Genomic DNA, 21871 nt, shown 5'->3' with positions numbered 1-21871 from the left:
GTTATGAACCCTAAGAGCAATCCAGATACTATTTTTTCGGCTCCAATCGATAAAATTGGGGATTTCACGTTCGATGAACGCGTAGCGGAAGTATTTCCTGACATGATTCAACGATCGGTACCGGGTTACAGCAATATCATTTCTGCAATCGGTATGCTGGCAGAGCGTTTTGTAAAACCTCACTCAAACATCTATGACCTTGGCTGTTCTTTGGGTGCTGCAACATTGTCTATGCGTCGCCATATCAAACAAGAAGGTTGCCAAATCATCGCTGTGGACAACTCTCCTGCGATGGTTGAGCGTTGTAAACTTCACATCAACGCTTACCGCAGTGACACTCCTGTGGATGTAGTAGAAGCAGACATTCGCAATATCGAAATTGAAAACGCATCCGTTGTGGTATTGAACTTCACACTGCAGTTCCTTTCTCCAGAAGACCGCTATGCTCTACTAGAGAAAATCTACGCGGGTCTGCGTCCGGGCGGTATTTTGATTCTGTCTGAAAAGTTCGTGTTTGAAGATGAAGTGTCGAACGAACTGTTAATTGACCTTCACCACGACTTTAAACGTGCGAATGGTTATAGCGAACTAGAAATCAGCCAAAAGCGCAGCGCGATAGAAAACGTAATGCGCCCAGATTCAAAGAAAGAACATAAAGAGCGTTTCGCTAAAATTGGCTTTTCTAGCTACGATGTTTGGTTCCAATGCTTTAACTTCGGCTCCATGTTCGCGATTAAATAGACCATGCATACAAAGCCTGAACCATACCGATTTCGGCTTTTGTTAATAATTTATACCCATCAACTCAGCGATTGACTAACTATGTTTAACTTTGCAAATTTCTACCAATTGATTGCCCAAGACACTCGTCTTCAACCTTGGCTTAATGTGCTTCCGCAACAGCTAACGGATTGGCAAAATGCAGAGCACGGTGACTTTGGTCGCTGGTTGAAAGCCCTGAACAAAATCCCAGCGGGTAGACCGGACAACATCGACATTGTTGATTCTGTCACGATTTCAAACAATGAGCCGATGCCTCAAGGGGAACTTAAAAAGCTAGAAAGCTTACTTCGTACATTCCATCCTTGGCGCAAAGGCCCATACCACGTACACGGCATCCATATTGATACTGAGTGGCGCAGTGATTGGAAATGGGACCGCGTGCTTCCGCATATTTCACCATTAAAGAATCGCAGCGTACTCGATGTAGGTTGTGGTAACGGCTACCACATGTGGCGCATGCTAGGCGAAGGTGCACGCTTAACTGTCGGTATCGATCCATCTCACCTGTTCCTGATTCAGTTCGAAGCAATTCGTAAACTAATGGGCGATGACCAACGTGCACACCTACTGCCATTGGGCATTGAACAACTACCTAAGTTGGAAGCGTTCGATACGGTATTCAGCATGGGCGTGCTTTACCATCGCCGCTCGCCTCTCGATCATTTAGTGCAACTAAAAGATCAATTGGTATCTGGAGGTGAACTCGTATTGGAAACACTCGTGATTGAAGGTGATGAGAATGCAGTACTGGTCCCGACTTCTCGTTACGCGCAAATGCGTAATGTCTATTTCTTCCCTTCAGCAAAAGCCCTAAAAGTGTGGCTAGAATTGGTCGGTTTTGAAGATGTTCGTATCGTTGATGAAAACATCACGTCCGTAGACGAACAACGTACCACAGATTGGATGACGCATAACTCTCTACCTGACTACTTAGATCCGAACGACCCAAGCAAAACTGTAGAAGGCTATCCTGCCCCTCGCCGCGCGGTTCTTGTCGCTCGCAAATCATAATTCGCTGAGATTCCTGACATTGTCTTAACTCATTTTACGAGTTAAGACATTACCCTCTTTCCTCGTAATGAGCGAGTTTGTTTTTTGAATCCATTTTTCACGTCAAAATATAAGCACGCTCTAAATAAGGATGCGCTTTTATGTCCTTGATTTTTGGCTTTTCATCACTATTCCTCAAACAATAAGTAATAGAGAAACATTCTTACTTGTGAGGCTTTATCGATATAAGCTAAACTCCTAAAAAATAAACAACTTAATCCAATCCCAAGGTTTTCAATGTTATTACGATTGACCCCGATTGTTGCCATCGCCTTACTATCTGGATGCTCACTAACCAAAGGCGAACAGTACCACCAAGAAACGTTAGCGGCGATTCAAAATTCAGAAGCGAATGTCAATAATCGCATTACCAACCTAGAGCTACAGCTCAGCAACCAATCGGACTATATCGACAGCCTTGAAGAACAAGTCGATAAACTACAGGTTGAACTTCTTACATTTCGCGATGAAGCAATGGCAGAAGTAAAAAAACCGAAAGAGCCGATTATTGTCCAATCTCCCGCTCCTGTGGAACCAACCCCAACTCACGATATTGTCCTTGGCTCTATCGAAAAGGTCACTGTAGAGTCGATTAAGCAAACTTTTGATGCACGTATCGACACTGGTGCCGCGACGTCGTCTTTAAATGCCGTTGATATTGAAGAGTTCGAAAGAAATGGCAAAAAATGGGTCCGATTCCACTTAGCAGACACCAGTAAATCCGAAGAAGAGAAAAGTACTTGGATCGAAGCTCCTGTCATTCGCTACGTCAAAATCCGCCAGGTTACCAGTGAAGAGTTAGAACGCCGCGCTGTGGTAGAACTTTGGGTGCGCGTTGGAAAAATTCATGAAAAAGCGCAATTTACGTTGGCAGATCGCTCACATATGAACCATCCTATTTTACTGGGTAGAGAATTTATGCGCGACATAGCACTTGTCGATGTAAGTCGTACCTATATCCAAACGGACGAAGATAAAAAATAATAAGGTAGATTATGACGTCAAAAATACCGTTTTACCTTTCTATCATCTTATTGGTGATTGCGGGCATTGCTCTGAGTGTTTTCAGACATGAAAACTACGGCGTGCCTTGGACGCCAGGCGAAACTCGCCAGGTATGGGATGTAGAAGCTCGTATTGAGTTCAATGCTAACGGCAACGAAGTAAAAGCGTCACTTGCAGCACCTCATACACAAAGTGGTTACACACTTATCGGTGAATCTGCTTCCTCATCAGGTTATGGCGTTTCCTACATCAATGACGATTCAGGCCGTCGTGCAGAATGGTCAATTCGCCAAGCTCAAGGGCCACAAACCATATACTACAAAGCCCAGTTCTTAGTAGACCCTCAGGCTAAAGTCACTCCTTTACCGCCAACGGAAGACATTACGCCACCAACGCTATCAGCACCACAAGCAGCAGCGGCAAATGCCCTTATCGAACGTGCGATGAGTCGCTCAGCCGATAATGTGACGTTTACTCGTGAGCTTATCAAAGCGCTTAATGACCCAGATAGCCAAAACTCGTCGCTACTACTGAACGATTTCAGCCGTACTGATGCACTGCATAACATTTTGCTTACCGCAGGTATACAGAGCAAAACCGTCGGTGTTATCGAACTAGAAGATGGTCGTCGACGCCAAACAATTCAACCAATGGTTCAGGTTTGGTCAGGTAAAGATTGGGTACTGTTTTCACCAAAATCCGAACAAAAAGCAGTGAAACCCAACTTGTTAGTGTGGGATGAATCAAACGTATCCTTACTTGACCTTGTTGGTGGTAAAAATAGCCAAGTGCATTTCTCGATGATTAAGCAAGAAATGACACCACAACAAGCTACAAACAACAAAATAGAAGCAGATGGATTACTGAATATTTCAATTCATAGCTTACCTTTGGAAGAGCAAGCGATGTTCAAAACCATCATGCTCATCCCTATCGGTGCTCTGATCGTTGTGTTCTTGCGTGTGATTATCGGCCTGAAAACATCCGGTACCTTCATGCCTGTGTTGATTGCCGTTGCTTTTGTTCAAACTCAACTATTAACGGGTATTGTCGGTTTCTTGCTAATTGTAGGTACAGGCCTGATTATTCGAAGCTATTTGTCTAGGTTGAACTTATTGCTGGTAGCAAGGATATCTGCGGTCATTATTACCGTTATCATGATCATCTCGGTGTTCACCGTTGTTGCGTTTAAGATGGGCTTAACGGAAGGCCTAACAATTACCTTCTTCCCTATGATCATCTTGTCTTGGACGATTGAACGTATGTCAATCCTATGGGAAGAAGAAGGTGCGAAGGAAGTTGCTCTGCAAGGTGGTGGTTCATTGCTGACAGCGGTATTAGTTTACCTTGCAATGACGAACTCATACATTCAACACTTAACCTTTAACTTCATTGGTCTACAGTTGATTGTTCTGGCCGGTATTCTATTACTAGGTACTTACACAGGTTACCGCCTCACTGAGCTACGACGCTTCAAACCACTAGCGGAGGACTAAACGATGTTCGAAAGTTTTACTTCGCCGTCTAAGCTTCGCCATAAAGGCATTATGGGGATGAACAAGCGTAACCACAGCTATATTGGCCGTTACAATGATCGTTCTAAATACCCACTTGTCGATGACAAGCTAAAGACCAAAATTATTGCACAGGCAGCAGGAGCAACAGTTCCTGCCCTGATCGGTGTCATTCATAACCAAGCTGAAGTTAAGACTATCCACAAAATGGTTGAGAACTGGCCTGGTTTTGTAATCAAACCTGCACAAGGTAGTGGCGGTAAAGGCATTCTGGTTGTTACGTCTCACAAAAACGGGGTATATACCAAACCCTCCGGCTCTACAATTGGTAGGGATGAGGTCGAGCGTCACATTAGTAATGCGCTTGCTGGCCTTTTCTCTCTTGGTGGTAAAAATGACGTTGCTGTGGTTGAAAACTTAATCAAGTTTGATGACTGTTTTGATGGCTTCAGTTATGAAGGCGTACCAGATGTTCGGATCATCGTATTTAAAGGTTATCCAGTTATGGCGATGATGCGCTGTTCTACAGCGGCTTCCGACGGCAAAGCAAACCTTCACCAAGGTGCCGTAGGAGTAGGCATTGACATCGCGACAGGTAAAGCCGTCAGAGCGGTGCAGTTCGATCATCCAGTGACTCATCACCCTGATACAGGTAAAGACCTTTCGACCCTTCAAGTACCGCATTGGGAGCGCTTGCTGGAGCTTGCGTCAAGTGCCTGGGAAATGACAGGTTTGGGATACATGGGTACGGATATGGTGCTGGATAAAGATGAAGGACCTATGGTTTTAGAGCTTAACGCTCGCCCTGGTCTGGCAATCCAAATCGCTAATGGTGCAGGCTTGCTTCCTCGTTTGAAACACATAGAGAGCCTTGGCACACCTGCTGAGTATCCAAAACCGATTGAACGCGTCGCTTACGCAGCAGAGCAGTTCGGTGTGAAGCCGTTGTTCTAACCCTCCGACCTAATGTTTAATGTTCGTTATTACTCGCCAGTAATTGTCATGATTACTGGCGTTTTTGTTCCCGCATCCAAAAACCTTGCACTTGCTCTCCTTATTAAACACATCCTTCTCATATATAAGTTGAATCAATGATCGAGCTAACAAAATCAACATAGATCGTTTCTTTTCTACTTTGCCTTTTGAGTATGATGAGAGCTCCCCTTACTCAACTTGAGAGGTTGGGAAATGCTAATAAAAGAAACAAATAATGATGAACCAGAGCTTGAAGAACAAGAGAGCTTAGACCAACACCTACAACGCTTGTCTGAGCTTTCTGTCCAAGCACTTGAAGAGCTTGCTGAAATGATCGAAGTCAGGGACGATATTCCAGAGGAATAAACGTCGCTTCCTCATTAAGTTCCGTTAATAAGCCGAGACTGCCGTCCTACAGTCTCGGCTTATCTTATGTATTTCGAAGCCTGCCTCGTAAACTGATACAAAAACGCCCGCGTTCATTGCGGGCGTTTTGTTAGATTCGAAGTTTACGATTCAAACTCTTCAATCATCTCTTGTGCTTCGGTCTTAGGCTTATCCGTTTGACCAAAACCGCGCAGACCCACTACGTGTACGTGTTCGTGGTCTTTAAACACCTTACGCACCAGTTTGTAGGTCGTACCTTTCTCTGGGCTGATGTTTTCTGGTGCCGCGATAAGAAGCTGCATATCCAGACGGTCACACAATTCGAACAATGTCGCGATCGATTTCGCATCCAGACGCGCTGCTTCATCTAAGAACAGCAGACGACAAGGCACAATGTCTTTACTGCGCAGGCGGCGTGATTCTTCTTCCCAGCTTTGCACAACCATCAGTAGGATTGACTGACCAGTACCGATCGCCTCACCTGTTGATAGCGCGCCAGACTCAGCCTGTAGCCAACCATCTGTACCACGGTTCACTTCTACACTTAGCTCTAGGTAGTTACGGTAATCCAGTAGCTCTTCACCCAGAACCTGAGGAGAACGTTGACCCATATCGATGTGTGGGTTCACGCGTTGGAACAGCTTCGCCATTGCTTCGGAGAAAGTAAAGCGAGTCGATTCAAACAGGTCTTTGTGCTGCTCTTGTTGTGTCGCTAGACCGTTCAGTAGCACTTCGTGACTTTCGCGGATCTTCACGTTTAGACGTACGCCCTTCACCTGACCAAACGAAATGTTCGACAAGCCTTGATTCAGCATACGAATACGGTTTTGCTCACGCTGAATCGTCTTCTTGATGATGCTCGCTACCGACTCAGAGCTGATCGCTAGACGGTTTTCACGTTGCGTTAGCTCTTCCGTTAGACGCGCCAGCTCGACTTCCATCTCTTCGATTGCTTCAACTGGGTCATCAGTACGGATGATATCCTGACGAATACGCTCACGAAGGTGTTGGTATACAGCAATATAGAACAGAACTTTACGCTCTGGGCGAGCGTTGTCTTCTGATAGACGCAGCGCATCACGCAGGTCGTCATTGTTCGCAACCGCTAGACGCAGCGCACCCAGTGATTTATCCGACATCGAACGCAGTTCATCCGCTGACATGTAAGCCAGTTCACGCTTGTGTAGACGACGTTCAACATCGTTCTCGCGCGCCAGACGAAGTACAGAGCACCAGCCAGCTTTCGCTGCAACCACAAAGGTACGTAGCTCAACGTATTCTTTCTGAACTTTCTTCAGACGTTTCGCCAAGCCTTTCATCTCTAGTTCAGTAGAGGTGATTGTGCGCTCGTATTCGCTCTTACGGCTACGAGACGTGTGTAGACGCTCATGCAATTCATCACGACGACGCATTGCACGTTCTTCAGCACCTTCGTCCGCGTTCACGCCAAACTCTTGAAGTTCTTGTTTGAACTCTTGAACCGTTTCCAGTTTCGCTTGGTGTGAACTCTTCAATGACGCCAATACTTGGTTGTATTGGTTCATTTGGCCTTGCGACTGTTTCAACTCTTCACGAGAGCGTGTACGCATTTGTTCAGCTTGAACCAGTTTAGCTTTTAGCTGCTCACTCAGTTCGCTACTCTTGTTCAGTAGGTCTACTGAATCAGAGTAAGCGAAGTAGTGACGACGTTCAACGAGATCCGAGAGTGCAAAGATTTGCTTCTTAAGATCTTGTAGCCGCTCGTCTGCCGCTTTGTATTCTGCTTCTAGTGCATCGAATTGCTCTGGGTCAGCATCAAGCGCAGACGCAATATTCTCTAATTGCGCGACGGCTTTTGCATGGTTGCTTAAGAAGTTCTTCGCCTCTGCAAGCTGAGCGATTTTCTCTTCTAGCTCATCAAAACGCGCTTGCAATGACTCATCTTCAACAAGCACCATGTGTGACGCTAGCTTGTCCAGAGAAGACAACGCTTGCTTGCTGGTTTGAAGCTGAGAACGTTGTTGTTGCTCTTTCGCATCCAGATCCGCCAGCACGCGAGCAATTTGGTTACGCTTATCACGAATAGTTGCCAGTGCTTGTTCTGGATCGGCGTCAAAAGCAACCTGAATGTGGTTAGACACAAATAGGTTAAACGCTTGGTACAAGCGCTGCATTTTCTGAGAATCAAACGCCGCTTTTGCGTGTTTCTCTACCACTTCTTCTCGTTCGTTACGCAGCAACTCTAGACGCTGCTCACGTGCCGCACGGCCAAACAATGGGATCTCAGGCAAGCGAGAGTAACGCATTTGGCGATCGTTCATACGAACGCAAACCGCGCCCTCTAACTCTTCTGCATCGAACGAGCTGTCATCAAAGGCATCGATGTCACCTTCAATGATGTACAAGTCTTCTGGACAGTCGTCTAGCTCTACCAGTTTCTCTTCGATGCCTGACAAGTCAGAAACAACGATAGCGTGACGAGCCGGACCGTACATCGCACTGAAGTAAGGCGCGTCATCAATCGTGATGTCATCGTAGATCTCAGACAGCAATACACCGCCCAGCGTATCTGCCAAACCTTTCAGGCGAGGGTCATTTGAACCACCAGGAGAAGCAAGACGCTCAATCTCAGAGTCTAGCTGGCTACGGCGCTCAGCAAGCTTATCTTTAGCTAAAGACAACTCCCTTTCTTGTTCAAGGACAACTTGCATGTGGTTCATTACCGCATGGCGATCCTCAAGCTCTTCACCGCTCTGCTCTCTCAGTTTCTCTAGCGCATCGTTCGCCGCAATCCAAGCTGGTGCTATTGCTTCAAGCTTACTGATTTCTGCCACCGCGTTTTGCTCTAGACGGCGCTGTTCACCACGCTGATCACGAACTTCTTCTTGAGCTATCTCTAGTGATTCGATTTGCGTCGCATGACGTTCACGTTCTTGTTCAAACGTAACCTCATCGGTTAGTTCAACGTGATATTGCTTTTTGTATTCAGCAACCAGTTCACGTGCTTGACGCTGCTGGTTAAGGCTGCGTTCGAGATCACGGTGTTGTGCTCGCCATTGTTGTTCGTTTTGTGCAATTTGTTGTGACTCACGCGCTTTCGCAATTGCAGTTTTCGCATGCTCAGACGCGTCTTTGCGCTCAACTTGACCAACGATGCTTTGTACCAGTTTAAGCGCGGTTTCAAACTGCTCTGCCGCTGCAGAAGACATGTCCAGTTTGTGCTTAACCGATAGCAACGCATTGGTGCTTTCTGATTCTTTGCTCTTAAGCTCAGAGACAAGCGCTTGAGCCGATTCCGCCGTTAGGCTGTCATCGCCAAGTAGCTGCTTCGCTTTCTCCAGCGCTTGAACTGCTTGTTGATATTGAAGGGCGCGAGTTTGCTGAACGTCAAGAGCTTGCTGGTAATCAGCAAGTTGCGTCTTAAGGCTATCCACCTCTTCTTCTGCAACGGTCGCTTGCTCTTCTACCATCATCACGCGTTCTTGCGCTTCTTCCACGACCATCATTTGTTCTTCAAGACGCTCACTTAGCTCTTCAAGATCTTCTTGGTAGCGTTCGATCTTCTCTTGCTGGCGCAGTGCGTTTTGCACCAGTTGCAAGTGATCCGAAGCCGCTTGGTAATCTTGCTCTAGCGCCGATTCCGACTCGATCAAAAGTTCCAGCTCTTCTTGAACGCGATTAAGCAGATTGTTTTGTTCAATCAAGGTCTCGCGAGAACCAAATAACTCTGAACGCAAAGACAATGTCTGTTCTAGTTTTTTACGACGCTCGTTAGCATGGCGCATATAGTCCGCTGCCACGTAGTTAGTCGACTCTGTGATCAAGTGTTTGAACAAGTCACGGTCTGCTTGCGTAGTTTTGATCGCTTCTAGCGTCATGCGGTTTTCACGCAGTGCCGATTCCATATCTTGGAACGCTTTTTTCACGCCGCCGTTTTGTGGCAAAAGGTAGTCACGTAGCGAGCGCGTAATCGCACTTGAAATACCACCGTAAAGCGATGCTTCGATCAGGCGGTAGAATTTAGAGCGGTCACCAGAGTTACGCAGTTTCTTCGGAATCACACCGAATTCAAACATTTGTGCGTGGTAATCCACGATAGAAGAGAACGCTTTGAACTGAACGCCTTCAAATTCCGCGATCGATTCTTTTACTTCATTGATTTGACGTACACGAGCTTGAGTCGCCGATACGCTTTCCACCAAGATATCCGTTGGTTTCACATGGCTTGGAAGACCTTGGATAACAAACGGTTTGATGTCTACTTTCTTATCACGACCCGCAACTTGCTGCAGTTTTACTGCAAACAATAGGCGTTGGTTACGTGAGTTCACCACGTCCAGCGCCGCATAACATGCGCCCGGCTGTAGCTTACCGTACAAACCTTTGTCGCGAGACGATTGGCTGCTGCCTGCTTCTGTCGTGTTACGGAAGTGCAGCAGCGTTTGGTCAGGAATCAATGCGGTGATGAACGCCGCCATTGTGGTTGATTTACCTGCACCGTTACCACCTGATAGCGTGGTGACCAGACCATCGATGTCAAACGTACGGGCAAAGAAGCCGTTCCAGTTGACCATGGTCAGCGATTGATATTTACCGCGTTCAATCATGCTCATGCTTCACCCTCTTCTGTCGTTTCTTCTTGGGCTTGGTCGTCTTGATCTTCTTCAGACAATAGGCTGCCTTGGCTTGGCTCTTTGGTGTGCACTACTGCTTCACCATCACGGATCAGACGCAGTTGCGCTTCACGCATGTCATCGCCAATACGTACATCGGCACCAAAGCGGAATACCGCTTCACTGATGCTGAACTTACCGGTTTCACCGATGTTGATGATCATGCCTAGGCGGCGCAGACGACGAAGTGACGTACGTACTTTTTCAAACAGCTTTTCTTTATCAAGGTCAGAACCAGTCGCACGGTTCGTCACTAGCTTCATCAGCTTGTTTTCATCTGCTAGAGCAAGCAGTTCGTCGTACAGCTCTTGGTTAGTGAAGATGCCTTCGTGCGCAAGACGCTCTGGGCTTAGATAAAGGAAACACAGTACCTTACCCACCAGCATATCCAGTTCAGAAAGAACACTACGGCCAATCAGAGACGTTGAACGAGGACGAAGATAGAAGAAACCTTCTGGCGCTTTCACCAATTCGGTGTTGTAGCGTTGGTAGAAAGAAGAAAGCTCAAGTTCGAAATCCGACAGCAACGCGTGGTTGTCTAGATCTTCACTTGAGATATGACGCCCTGCTCGAAGCATGCTGTCTAGCGCTGGGAACAGAGGGTTAGAAATTGCTTTTGCCAGATTCTCTGACATGTATTCATTAGTATCGGTCGATGACATTCGCTTGTACCTTTGCCCCAAATTCGTTGATTGCTTTCCAGTCTGGCTGAACAGCTTGGTAGTCGGATTCTGAGTAACCCAGACGTACCGCCTGATCAACGACAATGCGAGCTAAATCAAAGTGATGAGTGTATGGGTGTTGTGCAAGGTAATCTCGCAGTACCACGCTCAAGTCGATTGGTGTGCCTTGATCTTTATGCGCTTTTAGCATGTCACCAATTCGCTCTGCCAACTCATCATTGACTTGTTGAAACTCTTCGTATTCTACTTCCATCGGAACTTGACCCGTGACCTCGTCATCACGCAGTACTAGGGCCTCATCACGAAGGTCAGAAAGCCTCTCCGCATCTGCATAAGTCAGATACCAAGGCGCATCGAAGTAATCTTTGACGGATTGACGCAGACGCGAGCTAAACGCACGGTTCTTATCCATATCGATTGCAGTACGAATAAACTTGTGCACGTGTCGGTCGTAACCAATCCAAAGGTCGATCGCTTGCTGGCCCCAGCTTGTGATTCGGTCCAGCTTCATTTGCAGACCAAACAAGGCTTCTTCGATAAACTCCAGCTCAGGGTCACCGTAAACAATTTCTTGAATATCGAGGATCTGAGTTTGCAGTTCATCACTGGCGGCTTGCAGCGTATCTTGAAGTTCACGCAACGTGCTTGATGTTTCTGACAGAAGTGCTTCACAGTTGTTGATCGCTTCGCGCCAGTCTTTGTTAAGCAGGTCAGCAATCTGTTGTTTCACTGACTGTTGCTGCTCATCCATAACACGTTGGTTGAGGTCAATTTGATCGAAGATTTCGCCTACAGAATATTTTAAAACACCGTATACGTTTTTCTTCCAGTGACCCGGTGTGCCACCTTTTTGTGCTGCCTCAATCGCTTTCGCCATTTCATCCGCTACCATGGATAGCTGGATAGATAGACGCAGTTTTGAGAACTCACGATGACGCACGTAGTAGTCGGTTATTCCTATCGCTAATGGCGACAAGCGGTAAATGCTCGCTCCGTCAGTAATTTCACTGACAAAACGGCTCATAAGACGCTGCTTAACCATCTCGTTGATCGCATTGTTCGCACGAAAAGCCGAAGCTTCGCCGGTCTCATCAAATAGTCGAGTGACGATGGCAAATGCATCATGCAGTTCACCTTCACCCAGTTCTTCATCGAACCTTTCATTACTCAGTACGGCAATGGCTATCAAAAATGCCAATCGCTCTGTGGTCAGGTTCAACGAGAAATCGTGCTGCTTAACCCAGCCAACCAGCTCATCGATTGGTTGCTCTGCAGCATTGAGAGTCATCTCACTCATTGTTATTCCTGTTTATCGTTCTTTTTAGCCCACACATGAATGTAGCGGCCTAATGAGAGGTATGGCTCTTGTCGACAAAGTTGTTTTTCTAGCGCCAACACATCTTCAAACTCGTAATCACCCATGTATTCCATATTGCCTATGTAATCACTAAATGAGCGAATACCAGATTTGCCACAAATATTAAAACCTGAATTTTCTATCCACTGGTAGACTTCTTCAGGTTTTAAGCCTTTTTGCGGCTGTAGTTTAAATCTTTTTCGGTGAGGCATGCCGTCTAATATATGAGGAATGTTGCCACAAACCACGTTTTTATAGACTAAACCGTGGTGGTTGTAGAACATGACTGATGCGATACCTCCCGGTTTTACTTGTTCAAGAACTGTTTCAAGTGCGGCCTTAGGATCAACCAGCCACTCCATCACAGCGTGGAACATAACCAGATCGACCTGTCCATCCATATGTTCACCGATGGATTGGACAGGCGAATGAATCAGGCGATACTGCTCAAGCAAACCGTTTTTTTCAATATCCTGCTTAGCCAACTGCAGCATTTCCGAAGATAGATCACATAAAGCGATTCGATGTCCGAGCTTAGCAAGCTTTTGCGACATTTGTGCCAAACCACCACCAGCGTCCAACACTTCTAGGGGTTGCTGGTCAGCATCTAATTCACTTAGAATCTGTAGAAAATCTTCCCACACAATGATTTGGCGGATCTCCCCTTTATCGGAGCCGTAAATATTTTTTGCAAATTTGTGGGCGATATCGTCGAAATTGCGGTCTTCTGTCACTTCTGCTGAGTTATCATAACGGATTGTGCCGCTATTCTGGCACAAGGAAAGCAGGAATAAAGAGGGATACCCTCATTTTTATTATCAATTGATGTTTTTTCGGACTATTTATGTATGTTTGAGCTGAAAAAAGTAGTGTCAGCCATGCTTATGCCCCTTCCGGCATTGCTGCTGATAGGCTTGTTGGGTCTTGCTCTCATTAGTTTTACTACAAAACGTAAAACTGGCTGCTTCGTTGTTCTATTCTCTTTTGTTGGCATTTTTCTTGTTGCCTTCCAACCTGTTTCAACCAAGCTTCTTATGCCGTTAGAGCGAGAGCATAAAGCCTTTTTGCCAGTTTCTGGCACCATCGACTACGTGATGGTTTTAGGGAATGGTCATGTTATCGATGACGAAATTCCACCCACCTCGCAGTTAAGCCGTGCAGCATTAATGCGCTTAACTGAGGGCATTCGTATTTTAAGAATGTATCCAGGCGCGAAATTAATCTTATCCGGCTATGCTGGCGGATCTGAAATTAGCCACGCGCGAATGATGGCGAACGTTGCCCTTGCGTTGGGAGTCGCGAAATCCGATATCATTTTATTAGAAGATGCGAAAGATACGTGGGAAGAGGCGCGTCAAGCGGCTGCATTCGTTCAACAAAAGGAGATTGTGTTAGTCACTTCTGCGAGTCACATGAGCCGTGCATTGTATGAGTTCAACGCAGCAGGCATTAAACCAATCCCAGCCCCGACCAACTTCTTAGCTATTAGCGAGATAAGTCAACCTTGGGATAAATACTCACCTAAAGCGCGTTACTTAGAACAAACAGAGCTTTATTGGCATGAGTACTTGGGCAGTATTTGGCAAAGGTTGCGTGATACTGTCGGCCAAACACCAATGGTTGAAGCAAACTAGTATTATCTTGAAGCCACAAAAAAGGAGAGCCGAAGCTCTCCTTTTTCTTTTTACGATTGAGTTATGTTCCAACTAGTCACCAGCAAACATATAGCCTTCGCCGTGTACCGTTACAAAAATCTGTGGGTTCTTAGGATCGAACTCCATTTTTGCGCGCATACGTCGAATAAGAACATCAATGGTGCGGTCATTCGGCGCATCCACTCGATGGCTGATCATGTTCAAAATACGCTCACGACTTAACACCTGGTTAGGATAAGACGATAATGCCACCAAAAGTTCATACTCTGCTTTAGTTAGTTTTACTGGCTCACCGTTGCGGCTAAGTGCGCGACGTTGAATGTCGAATGTCCACTCCCCAAAGCGCACAATGTGCTCTTCACTGGTTTCATTCGCTTTCGAGCTGCCACTGCGCGCCGCTGAAATACGCCACAGCAAGTTTTTAACGCGAACTAACAGCTCTCTCAGTTCAAAAGGTTTTGTCACATAATCGTCAGCACCCATTTCTAGGCCTACGATTTTATCAATGCTATCCGTGCGTCCTGTTACTAATATGATACCAATATCCGATTGGCTACGTAACTCACGAGTAAGCATCAGGCCGTCTTCACCAGGCAGGTTAATATCCAGCATGATCAGGTCTACATCGCCCGCTTGCAAAACTTCACGCATTTCTGCGCCACTCTCTGCTTCGCTGACTTGGTAGCCCTCATTTTGGAAATATCCCGCAAGCTTACTACGAGTTACAACATCATCTTCTACGACTAATACGTGATAGCTCATTTACACCACTTTTCTGTCTTCTTATTATCCAAGACGTATTCTATTCATAACTAGTAACATTTCTAGTCATAGATACATTAAAACGCAAGATTTAGCGTTTTTATTGATTCAAAACAAGCTTGCCCATTGCTATTAATAAACGGTCATTTTTGACCATAAAACATAACAATTATAGTTACTGCTATTCATTTTAATTGATTACACTTAGGGGATATCCCTAATTGACTTTGTGATGCATGACTTGAAGCATCATTCAGGAGCCCAAAATGCAAGAAGTGAAAGCTTTTAATGAAAAACGCGCTGAAATTTACTGGTGGTTTTCGAGCTTGTTCGCAAAAGAACTAACAGAGAAAGAATTGGAAGCCTATCACAGTGTTGAAATTCGCAGTTTTCTCGCAGGTTTAGGTGAAAATGAGTCGCTAAAACCAGCCGTTGATAGCCTAGTTGATGCATTGAATCGGTTACAAGATCGTGAAGATGCACAACTAGAGCTTGCAGCTGACTTTTGTGAACTGTTTTTGAAGACAGAAAAATACGGCGCTCTTCCTTACGCATCCATATACATTGGTGAATCAGGTTTACTGAATGACAAGCCAGCTGAGGAAATGGAAAAGTTGATGGCTGAATTTGGCGTTCAAGTAGACGAAAACCTAAAGGAACCTGCGGATCACTTAGCCGTTGAGCTCGACTTTCTCGGGAACATGATTATCCGCTCAAACGAGCTTGAACAAGAAAAACACATGGAAGAAGCCTTCGTTAAACAAAACGACTTTATCCAGCAACAATTGATGTCTTGGTTACCTCAGTTTTCAGACAAATGTAAACAATTCGACGAATTTGGATTTTACTCGAGTGTCGCGAAACTATTAGTTGCATTTTGTAAACTAGACAGCGCCTACCTTCTTGGTGAATAATTGCCGCCTATTTTTAGGGAGCCTGCCTATCGGGCTTCCTGTATGCCGAAAGTGACCAATTGTAAGTAACTTGGGTATAATATTCGTTTGCCTTAACTTAGCGCAAAGACGCTTGGTTATTTAGCAGTCAAAATGTGACTTCAAATACACAAATCTCGTGCTGAAAACATTGCTAGTCAGTCCACATAGGGCTAAAATGTGAGCGCAAACGATTAAATATGATTTATATGTAAACCGCTGAAATATAGCGGTTTTTGTGTTTTCTTAACAGGTTGATGGCAATTTCTCATCAGATAGAAAAAAGATAAAATTCATCGACCGATGCTGCTACGCACCCTTTTGTCGCACTTGGATCAACCGCTGCCGAGACACTTAGCGCCAATTTTATATTGCTAGGTGTGAAACCATTAGAGCATCAGGTACATCCAATACGACATATTTCAGTAGCTCGATACAGGACACCATTTATGGCCACGATAAAAGACGTTGCTCGCTTAGCCGGCGTTTCCACTACGACAGTTTCGCACGTTATCAATAAAACGCGTTTCGTTGCAGAAGCAACGCAAGAAAAAGTAATGAAAGCCGTTGACGAGCTGAATTACGCGCCAAGTGCCGTTGCACGCAGCCTAAAATGCAACTCAACTCGTACGATTGGCATGTTAGTAACTCAATCAACTAACCTATTTTTCTCAGAAGTGATTGATGGCGTTGAGAGCTACTGTTACCGCCAAGGCTATACTCTGATTTTATGTAACACAGGCGGGATTTACGAAAAACAACGCGATTACATTCGTATGCTGGCTGAAAAGCGCGTTGATGGCATCCTAGTGATGTGTTCTGACTTAACCGAAGAACTAAAAGAGATGCTTGACCGTCATGCGGACATTCCTAAAGTGGTCATGGATTGGGGCCCAGAGAGCTCACAAGCAGACAAGATCATGGATAACTCAGAAGAAGGTGGCTACATTGCAACCAAACATCTGATTGACAATGGTCATACGGATATCGCTTGTCTAAGCGGTCATTTTGAAAAGCTTGCTTGCCAAGAGCGCATTGCAGGTTTCCGTCGCGCAATGAGCGAAGCGAACCTAGCTGTAAATGAAGACTGGATCCTTGAAGGTAACTTTGAATGTGATACGGCCGTATTAGTTGCAGATAAAATTACCGCAATGGACAAGCGCCCGACGGCGGTATTCTGTTTTAACGACACAATGGCTCTAGGCCTAATGAGCCGCTTGCAACAAAACGGGATCAAAATTCCTGAAGATATTTCAGTGATCGGCTACGACAACATCGAGCTTGCAGAATACTTCTCTCCACCGCTAACGACTATCCACCAACCTAAACGTCGTGTTGGTAAAAATGCATTCGAAATTCTACTTGAGCGTATCAAAGATAAAGAACACGAAAAACGAATTTTCGAGATGCAACCTGAGCTTGTAATTCGAAATACTGTGAAAAAAATGAACTAAATTTCACTGTATTTAACCGTGTTAAATAAGCGCTCTACAGGGGCGCTTATTTTTTTGGAAAAATTAAGCATTCTCTAATACTTCACACCACTCTAATAACAATTGACTAACGTTAACTCCCTGTTTTATATAAATGTAATATATATTAAGAACTCCTTTTCAAAGGCCAATTTGCACCTTTCCATATGCAAAATAGAGCATTCAATCTATCATTTTTATTGAACCGAAATCACACTTTTAACGCTAAACCGTGATGTTAATTCAATATAAGAAGTATGCTCATTGTGTCACGCACAGGGCAAACCATTCGAAAGAGTGGGACGCAAAGCCTCCGGCCTGAACCATATTACGATATGGAAGGTAGCGGGGTTACCGATGGCAAGTGTGTAAGCAATGACTTTACTCTGTAATGACATTGTTTTTACGCATGTTTGCTACTCTCTCGGACCTGACTTTTGGTGGCGTAATATTAATTACACCGAGATAACAAAACATGGATAAACCGATACTCAAAGACTCTATGAAGCTATTTGAGGCACTTGGTAATATCAAGTCGCGCTCAATGTTTGGTGGCTTCGGACTATTCGCTGATGAAACAATGTTTGCACTAGTGGTAAACAATCAGCTTCATATCAGAGCAGACCAAAAAACTTCATCTGACTTCGAGAAACAAGGGCTAAAGCCTTACGTTTATAAAAAACGTGGCTTTCCAGTCGTTACAAAGTACTACGCTATTTCCAGCGATTTATGGGAATCAAGCGAACGCTTAATCGAAGTAGCGAATCAATCATTGAAAAAGGCAAAGCTTGAGAAAGAACAGCAAGCAAGTACAAAGCCTAACCGTTTGAAAGATTTGCCTAACTTACGACTGGCTACCGAGCGCATGCTAAAAAAAGCCGGCATCGAATCCGTAGAGAAGCTTGAAGAGGAAGGTGCGCTTAACGCCTATAAAGCGATAAGAGATACGCACTCTGCAACCGTCAACATTGAGTTGCTATGGGCACTAGAAGGTGCTATCAACGGCACTCATTGGAGTGTGGTACCTCAAGCTCGCCGAGATGAGTTGATGAACGGCCTCCAATAAAAGTCGGCCTAAAAACTATCTTGTAAAACCGCAGTCTAATCTGCGGTTTTTTTGTGAAATTTTTTCGGTTTTCCTACTGTCTTATTACATATATCCCAAATTGGAATCAAAATTATGAATAAGAAACTGATATTAGGTCTCATCCTACTAGCGGCTATCGTCTTTTTAGGTATTAACTTTGGCCAGTATTTAACCTTAGAGAATGCAAAAGCCCAACAAGAAGCACTAACTACATACATCGATCAGAATTTTGTATTCTCGGCTGCGATTTACTTTTTTACCTACATTGCAATTACCGCTTTTTCTATCCCAGGAGCGGCAGTAGTCACCTTACTTGGTGCAGCCTTATTTGGTTTTTGGACAAGCTTGCTACTGGTTTCTTTCGCTAGCACTATGGGGGCAACACTGGCCTTCTTGAGCAGCCGATACTTATTGCGTGACTGGGTACAAAACAAATTCGGAAATAAACTCAACGCAATTAATCAAGGTGTCGAAAAAGACGGAGCTTTTTATCTATTTTCCTTGCGTCTAATCCCTGTATTCCCTTTCTTTCTAATCAACTTACTGATGGGCTTAACACCGATGTCTGTAGGTCGATTTTATCTCACTAGCCAAATAGGTATGCTGCCAGGCACAGCCGTATATCTGAATGCAGGTACTCAATTAGCAACAATTGAAAGCCTATCGGGCATTGTTTCACCCGCAGTATTAGCGTCTTTTGCGCTATTGGGACTATTTCCAATCATCACTAAATGGGTTATGAATAAAGTAAGGCCGACACCAAGTCAGCAAAACTCGTAATTGGTGAAGTGGGTATTTTGATGAAAATATTTATCGCTAAAAACCCAGCAGAAGCACACATTGTATGTGAGCTGCTTAAAGTGGAACAAATTTACTGTGAAGTTCGCGGAGAAGGTATTTTCGGCTTAAAAGGAGAACTGCCGTTTGGTGATGATACCGATCCTTATGTGTGGCTTTTTGACACGGCACAAAAGATGAAAGCTGAAGAAATAGTAAAAGCATATCGAAAACAATCCGATAGGCATGAGTATCAAGATTGGCAATGCCCAAAATGTCATGAAATAAACGAAGGGCAATTTGGTGCATGTTGGCAATGTGGATATCAACTAGGAGAGCTATAGCGGCTCTCCTATTCAGTGGATGCACTCAGTTTTAAGCACATACAGCTTGCTGTTTAATAAACTCGATGGAGTGTTGATTGAAGTCTTCTGGACGCTCTACATTGCATACATGACCACAATTCGGGATTTCTCGTAGAATGCTGAGCTTATGTGCTGCAACCATTTCTTTGACAGGTTTAATAAACATGTAATCCCTGTCGCCCATTAAGTAAAGAGTCGGAATGGGTAACTCTCGATCTTTAAAATATTTCATTAACGGATTTACATCAGCGGCAAGAATAAACCAACGTTTAAATTCTTTTTGGCAAAGCTTCTTGGCTTCGCGAATAAAAAGGTGGCGAGATTCTCGTTGGCTTCTTTGAGGCATAACAATATAAGCGAACAGTTTGTAGAGCCACATGTATGGTAGGATATGCTTACAAAAATTACCTAATTTCACCAATATCTGAGAACGAGTGTTAAGCCTTGTGACAGCACCGCCGAGCACCATCGAACGTACGCGCTCTGATGACAATTCAGCAAGGTTTCGAACAATAATAGTACCAAGCGACATACCGACAAAATGAGCGGATTGGATCTTTAAATGGTCCAATACTTTCAAAATATCTTGGGTAACTTCCGTAAAGGTATAACGGCTAGCAATGAGCTCTTTAAGTAACTGATTTGACTTTCCATGACCTCTTAAATCGATCAGCAATAAGTTAAAGTGTTGCTTGTAAGCTTTAATTTGCTTGAACCAGATAGAAGAGCTACCACCAGCACCGTGCACAAATACAACCCACTCATTACTAGTAGGGTGCAAATAGGTTTTATGAAAAAGTAGCGGCTGGGTCATATTGAGTATCAAAAAGATCGTGCTATTGAGTAAAAAGCCATCCTACCACACTCCCCTTACTCAAGATAATAAAGGCACCTCATTCGGTGCCTTTCGTTACAATTTTAAGTCAAACTAACGCTGAGTGGTAAAGCTGCAAATAAGATTCTGCGGCCTTTTGCCAACAAAAGTCTTGTTGCATCGCGTGCAACTGTACTTTATTCACTTCAGGCTCGTTTTGAGCGTAGAGCAACAGTGCCCTTAGCATCGTTAACAACAATGCCTGCGGTGTCGGTTCGAAAAAAACAAACCCCGTTGCTTCAGATGGGTTTACATCATAATCGCTAACGCTGTCCTTTAAGCCACCAACACCGCGTACTATCGGTAATGTCCCATAAGCCATACTATAGATTTGGTTTAAGCCACATGGTTCAAACTCAGAAGGCATCAAGAAGAAATCAGAACCAGCTTCAACGATATGCGCAAGTTCATTGTCATACGCTTCTACAAAGGCAAATTTGCTAGAAAACCGCGCGGCAACCTCTCGTAACTGAGCGGCAAGAACAGGGTCTCCGGTCCCAACGACAACTAGCTGAACATCGTGCTTCAAAAAATCGGCCAAAGCAGGCAACAAGTAATGAACGCCTTTCTGCTGGGTCAACCGACAAACCATACCGAACATAGCTACATTTTTTTCGGGCAAATTTAGTCGTTGTTGTAATGCTTTTTTACAAGCTTTCTTCCCTTGCGACATACTTTGCTGGTCGGCGCAGTAATTAACCGGCAAGTAGGTATCAGTTTCCGGATTCCAAGCGCTGTAATCACAACCGTTCAAAATACCAACTAAGTCCTGCGCGCGTTGCTGAAACTCCCAAGCCATTCCATGACTGCCAAGCTCTGTTTTTAGTTCCTCTGCGTACGTAGGGCTAACCGCGTTTATCTTATCTGCATTCATTACACCAGCTTTAAGCATCGTAATATGCGTTGCACTCACCGCAGCATCGGGAACGTTTCTACAATGAAACTCTGGCAAACACTGCACGTCTTCATAACTAAATACGCCTTTAAAGACCGCATTGTGAATTGAAATGACGCTTTTAGTATGAGCAAAAAACGGATCATTGCCATACCTGTGCTTGAGCAAAAATGGAACAAGACCTGTGTGCCAATCGTTCGCGTGTATGATATTAGGTTGAAAGGCGAGCTTGGGTAACATATCGAGACATGCTGCACTAAAAAACGCAAAGCGCTCGCCGTTATCAGTATACGCTTGGTTGTTCTCCGCATACATTGATGGTCGATTGAAATACGGCGGACAATCAATCAGGTAAACAGGATTTTGACCTAACATGAGCCGCAAAACTCGATACTCCGTATGCGGCCATGATGTTAATTCTGTTTCTAATACAACTTCTGCGTCTGCGAGTTTATCAATACTGCTGTACGCAGGGATGGTAATTCTTACGTCTTGCTGTAGGTTTTGAAGGGCTTCCGGTAGTGCCTTGGCAACATCTGCCAAGCCACCACTTTTAATGAGGCCTTCAACCTCAGAAGCTACAAACAGAATAGATAAGTTGTTAGTAGCCAACTCGAGCTCCTTTCGGAATAACAACAATGCCCTC

Annotated in this window: 19 protein-coding genes and 1 riboswitch; of the genes, 12 read left to right on the top strand and 7 right to left on the bottom strand. The window is 44.7% G+C overall.

Annotation, left to right across the window (positions count from 1 at the left end; genetic code table 11):
• Positions 1–3 precede the first annotated feature (3 nt).
• The 6 genes from cmoA to R7O12_RS22465 all read left to right on the top strand — a co-directional run bounded on the left by cmoA (position 4) and on the right by R7O12_RS22465 (position 5693).
• Positions 4–741: a carboxy-S-adenosyl-L-methionine synthase CmoA gene (gene cmoA / locus R7O12_RS22490; protein WP_167415109.1), complete on the top strand. Its 738-nt coding sequence runs from the start codon at positions 4–6 to the stop codon at positions 739–741.
• Between the two features lie 81 nt (positions 742–822).
• The gene (cmoB, locus tag R7O12_RS22485) at positions 823–1794 is read left to right on the top strand and encodes a tRNA 5-methoxyuridine(34)/uridine 5-oxyacetic acid(34) synthase CmoB (protein ID WP_005387902.1); all 972 of its coding nucleotides are present in this window, start codon (positions 823–825) and stop codon (positions 1792–1794) included.
• 276 nt (positions 1795–2070) lie between these two features.
• Positions 2071–2817, top strand: coding sequence for an ATP-dependent zinc protease (locus R7O12_RS22480; RefSeq protein WP_005378391.1), 747 nt, complete (start codon positions 2071–2073; stop codon positions 2815–2817).
• 11 nt (positions 2818–2828) lie between these two features.
• The gene (locus R7O12_RS22475) at positions 2829–4334 is read left to right on the top strand and encodes an inactive transglutaminase family protein (RefSeq protein WP_005378389.1); all 1506 of its coding nucleotides are present in this window, start codon (positions 2829–2831) and stop codon (positions 4332–4334) included.
• Between the two features lie 3 nt (positions 4335–4337).
• On the top strand, positions 4338–5306 hold the full coding sequence (locus tag R7O12_RS22470; RefSeq protein WP_005378387.1) for an alpha-L-glutamate ligase-like protein: 969 nt from the start codon (positions 4338–4340) through the stop codon (positions 5304–5306).
• Positions 5307–5540: 234 nt separating this feature from the next.
• Entirely contained in the window at positions 5541–5693 is a 153-nt protein-coding gene (locus R7O12_RS22465) for a hypothetical protein (RefSeq protein ID WP_005378381.1), read from the top strand.
• Between the two features lie 143 nt (positions 5694–5836).
• On the opposite strand, the gene mukB is transcribed toward R7O12_RS22465, so the two are convergent.
• From mukB to cmoM, 4 genes are read right to left on the bottom strand one after another with little or no spacing between them, the layout of a single operon-like run.
• The gene (gene mukB, locus R7O12_RS22460) at positions 5837–10300 is read right to left on the bottom strand and encodes a chromosome partition protein MukB (RefSeq protein ID WP_318126407.1); all 4464 of its coding nucleotides are present in this window, start codon (positions 10298–10300) and stop codon (positions 5837–5839) included.
• A 2-nt stretch (positions 10301–10302) separates the two neighbouring features.
• Positions 10303–11028 (bottom strand): chromosome partition protein MukE, encoded by a 726-nt coding sequence (gene mukE, locus R7O12_RS22455; protein WP_005378379.1) that lies wholly within the window; start codon positions 11026–11028, stop codon positions 10303–10305.
• Positions 11009–12346, bottom strand: coding sequence for a chromosome partition protein MukF (gene mukF / locus R7O12_RS22450; RefSeq protein ID WP_205460885.1), 1338 nt, complete (start codon positions 12344–12346; stop codon positions 11009–11011). Before mukF ends, mukE begins: the two co-directional genes overlap by 20 nt.
• Before the next feature lie 2 nt (positions 12347–12348).
• Positions 12349–13140, bottom strand: a complete 792-nt coding sequence (gene cmoM / locus R7O12_RS22445) for a tRNA uridine 5-oxyacetic acid(34) methyltransferase CmoM (RefSeq protein ID WP_025766915.1) — start codon at positions 13138–13140, stop codon at positions 12349–12351.
• 114 nt (positions 13141–13254) lie between these two features.
• On the opposite strand from cmoM, the gene elyC reads away from it, so the two are divergent.
• A complete protein-coding gene (gene elyC / locus R7O12_RS22440; RefSeq protein ID WP_005387893.1) occupies positions 13255–14040 on the top strand; it encodes an envelope biogenesis factor ElyC in 786 nt (261 codons plus the stop codon).
• A gap of 72 nt (positions 14041–14112) precedes the next feature.
• On the opposite strand, the gene torR is transcribed toward elyC, so the two are convergent.
• On the bottom strand, positions 14113–14823 hold the full coding sequence (torR, locus tag R7O12_RS22435) for a two-component system response regulator TorR (RefSeq protein ID WP_005378370.1): 711 nt from the start codon (positions 14821–14823) through the stop codon (positions 14113–14115).
• A gap of 266 nt (positions 14824–15089) precedes the next feature.
• Between torR and torD the strand changes: the two genes are divergently transcribed.
• From torD to R7O12_RS22410, 5 genes are all read left to right on the top strand, one after another.
• A complete protein-coding gene (torD, locus tag R7O12_RS22430; protein WP_258634631.1) occupies positions 15090–15737 on the top strand; it encodes a molecular chaperone TorD in 648 nt (215 codons plus the stop codon).
• Positions 15738–16204: 467 nt separating this feature from the next.
• Positions 16205–17209, top strand: a complete 1005-nt coding sequence (gene purR, locus R7O12_RS22425) for an HTH-type transcriptional repressor PurR (protein ID WP_005378368.1) — start codon at positions 16205–16207, stop codon at positions 17207–17209.
• 287 nt (positions 17210–17496) lie between these two features.
• Positions 17497–17586: riboswitch (cyclic di-GMP riboswitch) on the top strand.
• A 116-nt stretch (positions 17587–17702) separates the two neighbouring features.
• Complete coding sequence (locus R7O12_RS22420) at positions 17703–18293, top strand: TfoX/Sxy family DNA transformation protein (RefSeq protein ID WP_005378367.1); 591 nt, start codon at positions 17703–17705, stop codon at positions 18291–18293.
• A 114-nt stretch (positions 18294–18407) separates the two neighbouring features.
• The gene (locus R7O12_RS22415; protein ID WP_005378366.1) at positions 18408–19094 is read left to right on the top strand and encodes a TVP38/TMEM64 family protein; all 687 of its coding nucleotides are present in this window, start codon (positions 18408–18410) and stop codon (positions 19092–19094) included.
• A gap of 20 nt (positions 19095–19114) precedes the next feature.
• Positions 19115–19435: a DUF2007 domain-containing protein gene (locus R7O12_RS22410; RefSeq protein ID WP_017820033.1), complete on the top strand. Its 321-nt coding sequence runs from the start codon at positions 19115–19117 to the stop codon at positions 19433–19435.
• Positions 19436–19466: 31 nt separating this feature from the next.
• Here the strand turns inward: R7O12_RS22410 and R7O12_RS22405 are convergent, their stop codons facing one another.
• Positions 19467–20270, bottom strand: a complete 804-nt coding sequence (locus R7O12_RS22405) for an alpha/beta fold hydrolase (RefSeq protein ID WP_017820032.1) — start codon at positions 20268–20270, stop codon at positions 19467–19469.
• Between the two features lie 109 nt (positions 20271–20379).
• Positions 20380–21837, bottom strand: a complete 1458-nt coding sequence (glgA, locus tag R7O12_RS22400; protein WP_085569612.1) for a glycogen synthase GlgA — start codon at positions 21835–21837, stop codon at positions 20380–20382.
• Between the last annotated feature and the right edge of the window lie 34 nt (positions 21838–21871).

The organism is Vibrio sp. Vb1574, assembly GCF_033338675.1.
This window is presented reverse-complemented; position numbering and strand designations above follow the sequence as displayed.

Excerpts from the sequence above, each read along its gene's own strand:
- cmoA (WP_167415109.1), top strand. The coding sequence starts at position 4 with ATGAACCCTAAGAGCAATCCAGATACTATTTTTTCGGCTCCAATCGAT.
- cmoB (WP_005387902.1), top strand. The coding sequence starts at position 823 with ATGTTTAACTTTGCAAATTTCTACCAATTGATTGCCCAAGACACTCGT.
- R7O12_RS22480 (WP_005378391.1), top strand. The coding sequence starts at position 2,071 with ATGTTATTACGATTGACCCCGATTGTTGCCATCGCCTTACTATCTGGA.
- R7O12_RS22475 (WP_005378389.1), top strand. The coding sequence starts at position 2,829 with ATGACGTCAAAAATACCGTTTTACCTTTCTATCATCTTATTGGTGATT.
- R7O12_RS22470 (WP_005378387.1), top strand. The coding sequence starts at position 4,338 with ATGTTCGAAAGTTTTACTTCGCCGTCTAAGCTTCGCCATAAAGGCATT.
- R7O12_RS22465 (WP_005378381.1), top strand. The coding sequence starts at position 5,541 with ATGCTAATAAAAGAAACAAATAATGATGAACCAGAGCTTGAAGAACAA.
- mukB (WP_318126407.1), bottom strand. The coding sequence starts at position 10,300 with ATGATTGAACGCGGTAAATATCAATCGCTGACCATGGTCAACTGGAAC.
- mukE (WP_005378379.1), bottom strand. The coding sequence starts at position 11,028 with ATGTCATCGACCGATACTAATGAATACATGTCAGAGAATCTGGCAAAA.
- mukF (WP_205460885.1), bottom strand. The coding sequence starts at position 12,346 with ATGAGTGAGATGACTCTCAATGCTGCAGAGCAACCAATCGATGAGCTG.
- elyC (WP_005387893.1), top strand. The coding sequence starts at position 13,255 with ATGTTTGAGCTGAAAAAAGTAGTGTCAGCCATGCTTATGCCCCTTCCG.
- torR (WP_005378370.1), bottom strand. The coding sequence starts at position 14,823 with ATGAGCTATCACGTATTAGTCGTAGAAGATGATGTTGTAACTCGTAGT.
- torD (WP_258634631.1), top strand. The coding sequence starts at position 15,090 with ATGCAAGAAGTGAAAGCTTTTAATGAAAAACGCGCTGAAATTTACTGG.
- purR (WP_005378368.1), top strand. The coding sequence starts at position 16,205 with ATGGCCACGATAAAAGACGTTGCTCGCTTAGCCGGCGTTTCCACTACG.
- R7O12_RS22420 (WP_005378367.1), top strand. The coding sequence starts at position 17,703 with ATGGATAAACCGATACTCAAAGACTCTATGAAGCTATTTGAGGCACTT.
- R7O12_RS22415 (WP_005378366.1), top strand. The coding sequence starts at position 18,408 with ATGAATAAGAAACTGATATTAGGTCTCATCCTACTAGCGGCTATCGTC.
- R7O12_RS22410 (WP_017820033.1), top strand. The coding sequence starts at position 19,115 with ATGAAAATATTTATCGCTAAAAACCCAGCAGAAGCACACATTGTATGT.
- R7O12_RS22405 (WP_017820032.1), bottom strand. The coding sequence starts at position 20,270 with ATGACCCAGCCGCTACTTTTTCATAAAACCTATTTGCACCCTACTAGT.